The sequence below is a fragment of the Bradyrhizobium sp. CCBAU 51765 genome, assembly GCF_015291725.1.
GTDB lineage: Bacteria > Pseudomonadota > Alphaproteobacteria > Rhizobiales > Xanthobacteraceae > Bradyrhizobium > Bradyrhizobium liaoningense.
Map to the genome: position 1 here is coordinate 5,222,787 of NZ_CP030038.1, position 13,411 is coordinate 5,236,197.

The 13,411-nt window shown below is 65.8% G+C and carries 11 protein-coding genes; 9 read left to right on the forward strand and 2 right to left on the reverse strand.

Annotated elements, in window-relative coordinates; all coding sequences use genetic code 11:
• Nucleotides 1–335: 335 nt before the first annotated feature.
• Together XH96_RS39230 and XH96_RS39235 are read right to left on the reverse strand one after the other, a co-directional pair.
• Nucleotides 336–887, reverse strand: a complete 552-nt coding sequence (locus XH96_RS39230) for a transposase (RefSeq protein ID WP_246789739.1) — start codon at nt 885–887, stop codon at nt 336–338.
• Nucleotides 884–1,297 carry a transposase gene (locus XH96_RS39235; protein ID WP_246789740.1) on the reverse strand — a complete coding sequence of 138 codons (414 nt, stop codon included), beginning with the start codon at nt 1,295–1,297 and terminating at the stop codon, nt 884–886. Before XH96_RS39235 ends, XH96_RS39230 begins: the two co-directional genes overlap by 4 nt.
• A gap of 424 nt (nt 1,298–1,721) precedes the next feature.
• Between XH96_RS39235 and XH96_RS24955 the strand changes: the two genes are divergently transcribed.
• The 9 genes from XH96_RS24955 (at nt 1,722) to XH96_RS24995 (ending at nt 13,409) form a co-directional block, all read left to right on the forward strand.
• A complete protein-coding gene (locus XH96_RS24955; RefSeq protein ID WP_061882139.1) occupies nt 1,722–2,972 on the forward strand; it encodes an ABC transporter substrate-binding protein in 1,251 nt (416 codons plus the stop codon).
• Nucleotides 2,973–3,093: 121 nt separating this feature from the next.
• A complete protein-coding gene (locus XH96_RS24960) occupies nt 3,094–3,921 on the forward strand; it encodes an AraC family transcriptional regulator (protein WP_194388093.1) in 828 nt (275 codons plus the stop codon).
• Between the two features lie 193 nt (nt 3,922–4,114).
• Nucleotides 4,115–5,125, forward strand: coding sequence for a branched-chain amino acid ABC transporter permease (locus XH96_RS24965; protein ID WP_194388094.1), 1,011 nt, complete (start codon nt 4,115–4,117; stop codon nt 5,123–5,125).
• A 1-nt stretch (nt 5,126) separates the two neighbouring features.
• Nucleotides 5,127–6,209, forward strand: coding sequence for a branched-chain amino acid ABC transporter permease (locus XH96_RS24970; RefSeq protein WP_194388095.1), 1,083 nt, complete (start codon nt 5,127–5,129; stop codon nt 6,207–6,209).
• Complete coding sequence (locus XH96_RS24975; protein WP_194388096.1) at nt 6,202–6,984, forward strand: ABC transporter ATP-binding protein; 783 nt, start codon at nt 6,202–6,204, stop codon at nt 6,982–6,984. Before XH96_RS24970 ends, XH96_RS24975 begins: the two co-directional genes overlap by 8 nt.
• Entirely contained in the window at nt 6,977–9,187 is a 2,211-nt protein-coding gene (locus XH96_RS24980) for an ABC transporter permease (RefSeq protein WP_194388097.1), read from the forward strand. Before XH96_RS24975 ends, XH96_RS24980 begins: the two co-directional genes overlap by 8 nt.
• A 3-nt stretch (nt 9,188–9,190) precedes the next feature.
• Nucleotides 9,191–10,024, forward strand: coding sequence for a phosphoenolpyruvate hydrolase family protein (locus XH96_RS24985; RefSeq protein ID WP_194388098.1), 834 nt, complete (start codon nt 9,191–9,193; stop codon nt 10,022–10,024).
• Nucleotides 10,025–10,049: 25 nt separating this feature from the next.
• Nucleotides 10,050–12,962 (forward strand): flotillin family protein, encoded by a 2,913-nt coding sequence (locus tag XH96_RS24990; RefSeq protein WP_194388099.1) that lies wholly within the window; start codon nt 10,050–10,052, stop codon nt 12,960–12,962.
• 9 nt (nt 12,963–12,971) lie between these two features.
• On the forward strand, nt 12,972–13,409 hold the full coding sequence (locus XH96_RS24995; protein WP_194388100.1) for an SRPBCC family protein: 438 nt from the start codon (nt 12,972–12,974) through the stop codon (nt 13,407–13,409).
• The last annotated feature ends 2 nt before the right edge of the window (nt 13,410–13,411 follow it).

A 13,411-nucleotide genomic window follows, 5' to 3' on the forward strand; every position in this document is an offset into this window, starting at 1 on the left:
CGTTCATTCCGACACCCGGCCACGGCGTCGATCACGCCTCCATCCGGCTCGTCTCGGGTGCCGAGGAGGCGCTTTTCGCCGGAGACGTGATGCACCATCCGCTCCAGGTGTGTGAGCCCTCGCTCAACTCCTGCTTCTGCGAATTCCCGGAAGCCGCCTTCCGCTCGCGTGCCGTCGTGCTGGAGGACGCAGCCGAGCGGGGCGCACGATCTTCACCACCCATTTCGCACAGTCTTTGGTCGGCCGCGTCAGCCGGACCGGAGAACGCTTTATCTGGCAATTCGTCTGAAACGAGAGCGATCATGAACCAGCACACCAGCGCGCGCTCGATCAGCTCACCGCAACGCGTAGCGGCTCGGATCCCATTTCTCGCCGCGGGCGATCATCGTATTGAGGATGACGATCAGCTTGCGCATGCAGGCAATGAGCGCAACTTTCGGCTCCTTGCCCTTGGCAATCAGCCGTTGATAGAACGCCTTGAGCACCGGGTTGTTCTGGGTGGCTGCGCCGAGACAGGGCATGTAGAGGGCGTTGCGTACCCAGCGGCGGCGGCCCTTGATGTGGCGCTCGCCACGTCGCTTGCCACTGTCGTCATCATAAGGCGCAGCGCCCAATAATGCGGCGGCGATCTCCTCGCGGACCGTCCCGAGCTCCGGGAGCCCCGCAATGAAGACCGCAGAGGCCGTTTCGGCGAGGCCCGGCACGCTCTCGATGATCTCGGCGCGCGCGGCAAATGCCGGTGTGGCCTTGACCGTGACAACGATTGCATCCTCGAGCTTGGCAATCTCAGCATCCAGGCCCTTCAAGACGCGGGCGTGGGCTTTCTGCACCGCTCCCGGCACGGCGTGCTCGTTCTGGCTCTGCAAGCGGGTCTTCAGATCGATCACGGCTTTGCGTGCTTTGACCAGTGCCGCCAGCTCCTCGCGCGCCGCATCGTGGGTTTGGCTCGGCGCATCTTCAAACGTCTCAGCGAACCAGGCATCGTGTCCGCGTCGATCGTATCGTTCTTGGCGAGCCGCCCCGCCGATCGGGCGAAGTTACGCACTCGCCGTGGATCGACGATCCGCACCGCCAAGCAGGCTTCGCGCAGCGCCTTGGCCCAGTCCCGCTCGTAGCCGCCGGACGCCTCCATCACCGCCCTGTCGACCTTGTGCTTGCGCAGCCAGGCGACCAGCTTGCGCCGCCCCTTCGCACCGCTCGGAAACGCTTGCCGTTGCGACAGCGAGCGAATGCATGCATCCACCTTGTCCTTGGACACATCAATCCCGACGACAACGCGACTGTTTTGTGCCATCATCCACTCCCTTCCTTGCTTGGTTCGGGCTCGAAGCCCATGCAACTGTTCGGGTTGAGGAAGACACGCCGAATCCGTCCCACGCTCCCCGACAGGCTCTAGGCCTTTGAGCACGAACGGGCTCGGATCCAGCGACGGCGGTTGGTCAGAACCGCCCGTTCGCACATCCTGGCAGATTTTGCGCACACAAGAGCTCGAGGCAGACTTCCACTTGGGACATTTTTTTGCGGCGCGAGCGCCTGCTGCACCGCGAAACGACCTGCACCGCAACATTCAAAAATGAGACTGCCAGTCAAGCCGAACGAGACACCGATGCCTGCACCGCATTCGACTTCGGCTAGCTTCCCTCTAAAGCCGCGGCCTTCGAGAGCCACGGGCGTCGCGCAGGTCGGCGCGGCAACAAAACGACGACACAGGGGAGGAGCACATGTCGAAATGCAGCATGGGACTGCTCGCGTTGAGCAGCCTGTTTCTTTCGGGCGCAGCAATCGCCCAGGAAAAGATCAAGGTGGGCGTGACCGCAACCCTCGAGGGCACTTACACCGTGCTCGGCGAAGACGGGATGCGCGGCCACCAGACGGCGCTCAACGTGCTCGGCAAGAAGATCGGCGACAAGGAACTCGAATTCATCGTCGCCTCGACCGACGCAACGCCTGACTCAGCCGTGCGCGCTGTGCGCAAGCTGATCGAGCAGGACAAGGTCCAGATCCTGCTGTCGCCGCTCTCTGGCGACGAGGGCATCGCAGTGAAGAACTTTGCAAAGACCCATCCCGAGCTGACCTTCATCAATGCGGCCTCCGGCGCGCAGGAAACGACCTATGTCGACCCTGCCCCGAACTTCTTCCGCTACAACATGGACGGCGCCCAGTGGCAGGTCGGCCTCGGCAAATACGCCTATGAGGACAAGAAGTATCGCAAGATCGCAACCGTCGGCGAAGACTATTCCTTCATCTACACCCAGGTGTTCGGACTCGTGCTCGAGTTCTGCGGAATGGGCGGGCAAGTCACCAACCGACAATGGGTGCCGCTGGGAACGAAGGACTTCGCCTCTGTCATCGCCGCCCTGCCCGACGACGTCGACGCCATCTATCTCGGGCTCGGCGGCGCGGATGCCGTCAACTTCCTCAACCAGTATCAGCAGGCCGGCGGCAAGGCGCATCTGATGGGCGGTTCCATCATGATCGACCAAACCATCCTGTCGTCCAAGGGCAACGCCAAGAACGCTCTCATTGGCACCATCGCGGCGAGCGGACAGGCCGACACCTGGGAGGATCCGGGCTGGCAGAAGTTCGTGAAGGCCTATCAGGACGCCTTCCCGCCCAACAAGCGCTTCCCGAGCCCGTCGCTGCTCGCCACCAACTACTATGATTCAACCATGGCACTGATCCTCGCGCTGCGGCAGGTCAACGGCGATCTCTCCAACAACCAGGCGAAATTCAAGGAAGCGCTGGCGAAGATCGAGCTCGACGCACCGAACGGCAAGATCAAGCTCGACTCCAACCGCCAGGCGATCGGCACCAACTTCGTTACCGAGGTCGTCGACGACGGCAAGGGCGCGCTGTTCAGCAAGGTCGTGAAGGTGATTCCGAACGTGAACCAGACGCTCGGCTACGATCCGGCCGTCTTCTCCAAGATCGGGCTGCCGAGCCGCACCGTTCCGGAATGTAAGAAGTACTGACGTATCACCTCGGCAGTCCGCAGACGGGGAGCGACTTGCTGACGCGGTCGCTCTCCGCTCTTGCAATCTCGTCGGCGTTGTTGAACGCTGACCGAAAAGAGAACATTCGGGAGGGGAAGGCATGAGCCGTGCGCTCGCCGTCTTCCATGGCCGGTTCGGCCGGGCGACGGTTTACCAGTTGAACCGCCCTTTCAACATCCACGCCCATCGTGAAGGTCATCTGATCTTTCATGTCGGCGGCATGCCCGCATGCATTGACGTCTCCAACGGGCATTATGATCTCACCGAATCGTCCGTCGTCGCCGTCAATCCGTGGGAGCCGCACAACTTCCTGCCGGCCGATCTCGATGGCGGCGCCATCTTTTTCGTACTCTACGTCAACGCCGAATGGTTTGCGCCCGATGCTTCGGGCAGCGACCGGCTGCGTTTCGGCCGCACCCAGTTCAGGCGTACTCCTGCACTCGACAAGCATATCAGGCGGACCGCTGCGCTCGTGTGCGGCGCACCATCGCTCTCCAGTCTCGATTCCGAGCTGAGGAGGCTGATCGACATCTGCTACGACGAGAGCTGGCAGCAGGCTGAGATTGCGCGCGATCCGCGCGCAAGCGGCTCCGTCACCGACTTTCGCGTGCGCAAATGCATCAAGATGATGTCGGAAAGCCCCGGCGCCGAGATCGAGCTCGACACCATCGCGCGCGAATCCGGCCTGTCGCGGCCACACTTCTACCGATTGTTCCGCGTGCAGACCGGCCTCACGCCGAACCTCTATCTCAATACGCTGATCATGGAACAGGCGCTCGAAGCGCTGGTCGCGAGCGAAACGCCGATCGCCGACATCGGCTTCGATCTCGGCTTCTCCTCGCAGAGCGGATTCACCCGCTTCTTCGCCGCCAATGTCGGGATGGCCCCGACCGATTATCGCCGCGCCGCCAAGATTTTGCGCGCCTGAGCGCGGGCCACGAAAAGATACTCACGATCAAACGCCGCCATCGCCGCCCGGGTAGGATGTAGGCAACGCGATCCCGAGATGATCGCGACCGATGGGAGCGCACGTCCATGGCAAGGCCTGCAGCCGCTGCAAGGCTGTTCGACCTGCATTCTGTGAACCTTCGGCCTGTGGCCCGGACAACCGGACGGCGCACATGAGCCGTTTTGTCGAACGACATCCCGCCTGGGCGCTGATCTCGATCATTGCCATTGCCATCATGCTCTGGCTGATCTTCGCCACCTGGCCGCCGGGTCTCGAACAGGCCGTCGGCCGCAAGCGCGTCTTCCTCAACGCCGTCTTCAACGGCATCACGCTCGGGGGCCTCTACTTCCTCGTCGCCAGCGGCTTCACGCTGATCTTCGGGCTGATGCGCAACGTCAACCTCGCCCACGGCTCGCTCTATCTGTTCGGCGGCTATGTCGGCTACGCCATCAGCGCCTCGACCGGGTCCTGGGTCCTAAGCTTCATCGCTGCCTTCATCCTGACCGCCCTCGTCGGCGTCCTGCTTCAAGTCATCGTGTTCCGCCGAATGGAGGGACAGGATCTCAGGCAGACCATGGTGACGATCGGGCTTTCGATCGTGTTCGCCGACCTCATGCTGTGGGCCTGCGGCGGCGACTTCTACCAGATCCAGACCCCGAACTGGCTGATCGGGCCGGTGGAGCTGCCACTGATCACCGCGATCAAATCCTCCGGCGAGCCGGTTTATCTCAGATATCCCTCGGTGCGGCTCGTGATCTTCGCGGCGTCCGTGGTCATCGGCGTGGCGATGTGGCTCGCGCTCAACCGCACCCGGATCGGCATGATCATCCGCGCCGGCGTCGACGATCGCGATATTCTGGCTGCGACCGGCGTGCGCATCCAGCTCGTCTTCGTGCTGGTGTTCGCCTTCGGCGCGGGACTTGCCGGCATCGCCGGCGTGGTCGGCGGCACCTTCCAGTCATTGTCGCCGGGAGAGGACATCCGCTTCCTGCTCGCCTCGCTCGTGGTCGTGATCGTCGGCGGCATGGGCTCGATCCCCGGCGCAGCGCTGGGCGCGCTCATCATCGGCCTCGCCGAGCAGCTCGGCTCGGTCTACATCCCGACCTATGCCATCGTCGTGACCTTCCTGATCATGGTGTTGGTGCTGGCCATCCGGCCCCAAGGCCTATTGGCGGGGCGCTGAGATGTCGCTCGCTCACGATGCTCACGTTGCCGTTCGCCCCACCGCCGTGGCGCAACGCCCGACGCGGACATGGCCGGAAGTCAACAATCCCGCCGCCTGGATCGTCGCGGTCATTCTCCTGATCATGCCGCTGATCGCCAGCGGCTTCTTCCTGATCGAGATCTTCGCCTCCACCTTGATCCTCGGAACCATCGCGCTGAGCCTGATGTTCCTCGCCGGGTACGGCGGCATGGTCAGCCTGATGCAGCTCACCATCGCCGGCTTCTCGGCCTACATGGTCGCGGTGTTCGGCGTGAGCGGCAACGCCAATATCAGCCTGGGCTGGCCGTGGTGGCTCGCGGTGCCGATGGCGCTGGCGCTGGCGACCGCCTTCGGCACGCTCGGAGGCGCGCTCGCGGTGCGCACCGAGGGCATCTACACCATCATGATCACGCTCGCGATCGGCGCGGCCTTCTACTATTTCACCAACCAGAACTGGGCGATCTTCAACGGCCATACCGGCATCAACACCGTGGCCACGCCGCACTTCTGGGGCGTGAACTGGCGCGCTGACATCCCCTTCTACTACATCGTGCTCGCGGTCGCCGCGCTCTGCTATTTCGCGGTCGAATACCTCTCACGCGCGCCCTTCGGCCTGGCGCTCCAGGGCGTCCGTGACAATCCCAGGCGCATGGCGGCGCTCGGCTTCAACGTCAATGCGCACCGTGTCGCGGCTTACGCCTTCGCCTCCTTCGTGGCCGCGCTGGCCGGCGTACTCCAGGTCTGGAACTACCGCCAGATCTCGCCGGGCTCGGTCAGCGTCGGCGCCTGTATCGACGTGCTGATCATCGCCGTCGTCGGCGGCATCACGCGCCCGATCGGCCCCTTCATCGGCGCGCTGATCTTCGTGCTGCTGCGCACCTTCGCGCTCGACTTCCTGGTCCGGATCGGGCTCGACGGCAACCGCTTCCGCCTGCTGATCGGGCTCGGCTTCCTCGCCATCGTGTTCTGGTCGTCGGATGGCGTCATCGGCCTCTGGCAGCGTTGGCGTCAGCGCCAGCGTCCACGAACGGACCGCCCAGGCGGAGGACGCGGCCATGGATAGCGTCGCTCAACGCCTTTCAGCCGTTGGCGCCGGTGCCGCTCTCGAGCTGCGCGGGGTGACACGGCTCTTCGGCGCCCTGGCGGCGCTGACCGACGTCACCATCACGGTGCGTCCGGGCGAGCGGCGCGCCGTGCTCGGCTCGAACGGCGCCGGCAAGACCACGTTGTTCAACTGCATCACCGGCGATTTCCCGCCCTCCTCCGGCACCATCCGCTTCTTCGGCGAGGACGTCACGCACTTCCCGCCCTATGAACGCATCCGCCGCGGGCTGCGCCGGACCTATCAGATCTCGGCGCTGTTCCCCGGCCTCACCGTCCAGGACAACGTCTATCTCGCCTGCCGCGGCGTCTCGCGCGGGCGCTTCTCGTTCCTGCGGCCTGGACAGAACGATGCGCTGATGCATGCGGCCGACAATCTGGTGCAGGCCGTGCATCTCTCCGCGGTGAAGGACCAGCGCGTGGCCGAACTCGCGCACGGCCAGCAGCGTCAGCTCGAGATCGCGCTCGCGCTCGCCGGCGCCCCGCGCTTCGTTCTGTTCGATGAGCCTGCCGCTGGCCTGTCGCCGACCGAGCGGGCCGAGCTGATCGAGATCCTGACCTCGCTGCCGGCGCACATCGGCTACATCATCATCGAGCACGACATGGACGTCGCCTTGCGCGTCGTCGAGAGCGTCACGATGATGCACAACGGCCGCGTCTTCAAGGAGGGCCTGCCGGAGGAGATCCAGTCGGATCCCCAGGTGCAGGAGCTCTATCTCGGAGGCGGCCATGAATGAGGCCCACCGCAGCAGTGCCGCACTCGAGGTCCGCGGTCTCGACGTCTACTACGGCCACTCGCACGCGCTGCAAGGGGTCGACCTCACGCTGGAGAGCGGCGTGTTCTCCGTCGTCGGCCGCAACGGCATGGGCAAGACCACCCTGTGCAAGGCGATCATGGGGCTGGTGCCCGTGAGCGGCGGGTCGATCCGCGTGCGGGGCGAGGACGTCACGCGGAGGCCACCGGCGCAGATCGCCCGGCTCGGCGTCGGCTATGTGCCGCAGGGCCGCCGGCTCTGGCGCTCGCTTAGCGTCGACGAGCATCTGCGGCTCGCCGGAGGCATGCGCTCCGGCGCCTGGACCGTCGAGCGCATCTACGACACCTTCCCGCGTCTCGCCGAGCGCAAGGATCATGGCGGCGGTCAGCTCTCCGGCGGCGAGCAGCAGATGCTGGCGATCTCACGCGCGCTGCTCACAAATCCTCATTTGCTGATCATGGACGAGCCGACCGAGGGCCTCGCGCCCGTCATCGTGACTCAAGTCGAGGAGATGCTGCTGCGGCTCGGTGAGGACGGCGACATGTCCGTGCTCGTGATCGAGCAGAACATCGGCGTCGCCACCGCGGTCTCGCGCAACGTCGCGATCATGGTCAACGGGCGCATCAACCGCATCATCGACTCCGCGCGCCTTGCCGCCGACCGCGAGCTCCAGCAGCGGCTGCTCGGGGTCGGGCTTCACGCCGAGCTCGAGCCCGAGGTCGACGTCGCACCGTCCGGCCGTGAAGTAAAACCGGCGCCTGCGCCACGCCGCGACGGGCCGCTCCGCATCTACATCTCCAACCCGACGCTTCCGACGCGATGGTCCCAACCCGTGCCGATCGCCCGCATCGAGGCAGCCGCCCGCACGGTCTCGACGCAGGTGACGCGGTTCGACGAGACGGCGCGCCGCCAGCGTGAACCTTCAGCGGCCCAGGCCTCGGGCCCGCCTGTCGTGCTGATCGTCGGCACGCTCGACACCAAGGGCCCCGAGCTGCGCTACATCCGCGACATCATCGCGGAAAGCGGACTGCGCACGCGGCTGGTCGACGTCTCGACCAGCGGCAAGCATTCGTCGTGCGACGTCTCCGCGCAGGAGATCGCTCTGAATCACGGCCGCGGCGGCTCCGCTGTGTTCGGCCCGGATCGCGGCGCCGCCGTGACGGCGATGGCCGATGCATTCGCCAGCTGGCTTCGGCGCCAGGGCAATGTCGCCGGCGTGATCTCGGCCGGCGGCTCGGGCGCGGCGTCGCTGGTGGCGCCGGCCATGCGCACCCTTCCCGTCGGCGTGCCCAAGCTGATCGTCTCCTCCGTCGCCTCCGGCGATGTCGGGCCCTATGTCGGACCAGCCGACATCACCATGATGCACTCGGTCACCGATGTGCAGGGGCTGAACTCGATCTCGCGGGCGGTGCTGGCCAACGGTGCCAATGCGCTTGCCGGCATGGTGAAGGCGCGGCTCGGGGCGCGCGCCGCAACGGCGCGCGAGCCTCGCGGCCTGCCCTCGGTCGGCATCACCATGTTCGGCGTCACCACACCGGCCGTACAGAAAATCGCGGCGGAGCTGCGCGATGATTTCGAATGTCTCGTGTTCCACGCCACCGGCGTTGGCGGGCGCTCGATGGAGAAGCTCGTGGAGTCCGGCCAGCTCGCCGGCGTCATCGACCTCACCACGACCGAGATCTGCGACCTCCTGATGGGGGGCGTGTTTCCGGCGACGGAAGATCGTCTTGGCGCGATTGTCCGCAGCCGCCTGCCCTATGTCGGCTCGGTCGGCGCGCTCGACATGGTCAATTTCGGTGCGCCGGACACCATTCCCGAACGTTATCGCGGCCGCAAGTTCCACGTCCACAATCCGCAGGTGACGTTGATGCGGACGACCGCCGAGGAGAACGAGCGCATGGGCCGCTGGATCGCCGATCGGCTCAACCAGATGGACGGCCCCGTGCGCTTCTTCCTGCCGGAGGGCGGCGTCTCCGCGCTCGATGCGCGAGGCCAGCCGTTCTGGGACCCGGAAGCCGACACCGCCCTGTTCCGTGCACTCGAGCACAACGTGCGGCAGACCGGCAACCGTCAGCTCATTCGCGTCCCCAAGAACATCAACGATCCCGACTTCGCCGCCGCCATCGTCGGCGCGTTCCGAACCCTGTTCGGCCGCACCGGCGCGCGGCGGAGACTAGCGAGGTGACCGATGGCCAGATTTGAACGCGCAGCCCTCCTGAAGAAGTTTCGCGACATGGCGAGGCGCGGCGTGCCGATCGTTGGTGGAGGTGCTGGCACCGGGCTGTCGGCCAAATGCGAGGAAGCTGGCGGCGTCGATCTCATCGTCATCTACAATTCCGGCCGCTATCGCATGGCTGGCCGAGGCTCGCTCGCGGGCCTGATGGCCTACGGCGACGCCAATGCCATCGTGCTGGAGATGGCCTGCGAGGTGCTCCCCGTGGTCGGCCAGACCCCGGTGCTTGCGGGCGTCAACGGCACCGATCCGTTTCGCGACATGGATGTCTTCCTCGACCAGCTGAAGGCGCTTGGTTTCGCAGGCGTCCAGAACTTTCCGACGGTCGGCCTGATCGACGGCACCTTCCGGGCCAATCTCGAAGAGACCGGCATGTCCTACGCGCTCGAGATCGACATGATCGCGAAGGCACACGACAAGGACATGCTGACCACGCCCTACGTGTTCAGCGAGAAGGAGGCGACCGCCATGGCGATCGCGGGCGCCGACATCATCGTCTGTCACATGGGCCTGACGACCGGCGGCACGATCGGTGCGCACACCGCGCCAAAGCTCGGGGACTGCCCCGCGCGTATCGACACCTGGGCTTCCGCCGCCCTCAGCGTCAATCCGGACATCCTGGTGCTCGCGCATGGCGGTCCGATCGCGGATCCCGCCGACGCCGATTTCATCATGAAGAACACCCGCCATTGCCACGGCTTCTACGGCGCGTCCTCGATGGAGCGGCTGCCCGTGGAGCGGGCGCTGACGGAGCAGGTACGTCAGTTCAAGGCGATCGGCGCGCGGTAACGCCGAAGGGACGAGGGAGGGAAGGATGTCGGGCAATCTGGTCGGTGAATTGATCCTCTGGCTGATCGTCGCGATCATCGTGATCGTGGTTGGCGTCTACATCGTGAACTGGCTCTACCATCGCTCCTCCAAGGAGACCTCGTTCGTCCGGACGGGCTTCCTCGGCGAACGCGTGGTGATCAATGGCGGCGCCTTCGTGCTGCCATTCATCCACGACTACACGCCGGTCAACATGAACGTGCTGCCGATGGGTGTCATCCGTTCCAAACAGGATGCCGTGATCACCCGCGACCGCATGCGGGTCGACATCGAGGCCGACTTCTACGTCCGGGTGCAGCCGACACGCGAAGCGGTCTCGATCGCCGCGGCGACGCTCGGCCGCCGCACCATGGAACCGGGGCAACTCCATGCGCTGCTCGCCGGAAAGTTCATCTCCGCGATCCGCTCGGTCGCCTCCGAGATGACCATGGAGGAGATGCACGAGCGGCGCGGCGACTATGTCGCGCGCGTCAAGACCGAAGCGGCGGAAGCCCTCGCCCAGAACGGCCTCGAGCTGGAATCCGTCGCCATCACCGATCTCGACCAGACCGATCTCGAATTCTTCAACCCCTCGAACCGGTTCGACGCCGAAGGCCTGACCCAGCTGATGCAGGACATCGAGGCTAAGCGGAAGCTGCGCAACGACATCGAGCAGGACTCGATGATCAAGATCCGCGCCCGCAATCTGGAGGCCGAGCGGCAGGCGCTGGAGATCGAGCGCGAGAGTGAGACCGCGCGCCTGGAGCAGGAACGCGACATCGAGATGCGCCGCGCGCTCCAGCGCACCGAAGTCGCCCGCGAACGGGCGCTGCGCGAGACCGAGGCCGAGCAAGCGCAGATCTCGGCCCGCGAGGCCATCGAGCGCGCTCGCATCGCCAATGACCAGGCGATCGCGGAGGCCCGTATCGCCTCCGAGCGGGAGACCCGCCAGAGGGAGATCGAGCGGACCCGTACCATCGAGGAGAAGGAGCTGCTGGCGCGCGAGGAGATCGAGAAGACGAGGATTGCCAACCAGCGCTCGATCGACACCACCCGCATCGCCTCGGAACGCGAGGTCCGCCAGCGCGAGATCGAGCGGATGCGCACCGTCGAGGAAGCCGAGATCGCCGCGCGCGAGGCCATCGAAAAGGCGCGGATCCAGCAGGATCGCGTCGTCACCGACGCCCGCATCGCCAACGAGGAAGAGACAAGGCGCCGCGAGATCGAGCGCACGCGAGCCGTGGACGAGGCCGAGATTGCCGCACGCGAGGCGACCGAGAAGGCCCGCATCGCGCAGACGCTGATCGTCAATGTCGAGCGCATCTCGTCCGACGAGCGCACCCGCGCGCTGGAGATCCAGCAGGTGCGGACCATCCAGGAGGCCGAAATCGAGGCGCAGCGCGCGGTGGAAGCCGCCCGCATCGCGCGGGAGCGGACGCTTTCCGCCGAGCGCATCGCCGCCGAGCAGAACACGCGGAAGCTGGAGATCGAGCGGAACCAGGCTCTTGATGTTGCCGGCATCGCCGCGCGCGAGACCACGGAAGCCTCGCGCATCGCGCAGGAGGAGCGCGTGCGCTCGTTGGAGATCGCCCGCAACCGCGCCGTCGAGGAAGCCGACATCGCCTCCCGCGAAGCGATCGAAGCGGCGCGCATCGCCCAGGAAAAGGCGGTTGCGGCCGAGCGCATCCAGGCCGAGCGCGAAACCCGCGCGCTGGAGATCGAACGTACCGGCGTATTGGAGGCGGCCGAGCTGAAGCGTCGCGACGCGATCGAGCGCCAGCGCATTACGGTCGATCTGGCGCTCGAAGCCGAGCGCATCAACTCCTCCAAGAAGCGCGAGGTGCTCAACATCGAACAGAAGAAGGCGATCGAGATCGCGGACGAGGACCGCGTCATCGCGCTGTCGACCAAGAAGTCCGAGCGGATCGACGCCGACCGCCAGGTCCGGCAGGCCGAGATTGTCGCCCGCAAGGAGGTCGAGACCACCGACGTCTCGCGCGAGCAGGCGCTGGAAGCCGCCCGGATCGAACGCCGCCGCGCCATCGAGCAGCTGGAGGTCGCCCGCGTCCAGTCGCTCCAGGAAGCCGAGATCGCGTCCCGCGAGGAGGTCGAGCGTGCCCGCATCGCCTCCGACCGCGGCCTCGACGAAGCCCGCATCGGCCGCGAGCGCGAGCTGCGCAAGCTCGAGGTCAATCGCGAGAAGGAGGTCGAGACCGTCCTGATGGAGAAGGCGATCGCGATCCACACGAAATCCCTGGAAGAGTCCGCAGCCAAGGCCTCTGCCGAGGAAGCGCGCATGCGTGCGACTGAGGCTACCGAGCGCGTCGTCACCGCCCGGGAGAGCGAGATCGCCAAGCGGCGCAAGACCGTCGAAATCCTGCTCGCCGAGAAACAGGCCGAGGAGACGCGCATCGCGGCCGAAGCCGAGCGCGTGCGCGCGGCGGTCGAGGCCGAGGCGCAGCGGCTGCTCAACGAGGCCGAGAACGTGCTCACCGACCAGGCGCGATACTCGCTGTTCCGTCGCAAGCTGCTCGACCGCATCGAGGGCATCGTGCGCGAGAGCGTCAAGCCGATGGAGAAGATCGAGGGCATCCGCATCCTCCAGGTCGACGGCCTCAACGGCAACGGCCACGGCAACGGCAATGGCGGCCGCAGCGCCACCGACGAGGTGATCGACTCAGCCTTGCGCTACCGCGTCCAGGCGCCGCTGATCGATTCCATCCTGTCGGACATCGGCGTCGAAGGCGGCAGTCTCGCCAAGATGCCGGGGCTGATCCGCGAAGCTCGCGACATGCAGGGCATCAAGGAGGCCGCGCGCAAGGGTAGCGGCGGTGGTGGCGGTGGTGACAAGACGGCGGCCTCCCCGCCCGCTGCCGAAGGCGAGCCTCCGGCCGAGCGCGGTCCAAGGAAGAAGAGCTGAGGTCGCACCATGGCCCGCGTCTACGTCTCCACCGTCGTCAACGCCCGCAACGACCGCGTCTGGGCACGGGTGCGCGATTTCAACGGCTTGCCGAACTGGCACCCGGCCATCGCAGAAAGCCGGATCGAGGGCGGCGAGCCCTCCGACAAGATCGGTTGTGTCAGGGATTTCCGCCTGCGCAACGGCGACCGCATCCGCGAAAAGCTGCTCGGCCTCTCCGACTACGACATGTTCTGCACCTATTCGATCCTGGAATCCCCGATGGGCGTCGAGAACTACGTTGCGACGCTGCGGCTGACGCCTGTCACCGACGGCGACCAGACCTTCATGGAGTGGACGGCCGAGTTCGACTGCGCGCCGGAACGCGAGACGGAGCTCGTCAGCAGCATCGGCAGCGGCGTGTTTCAGGGCGGCTTCGACGCCCTGAAACGCGTGTTCGGAGGTTAGCC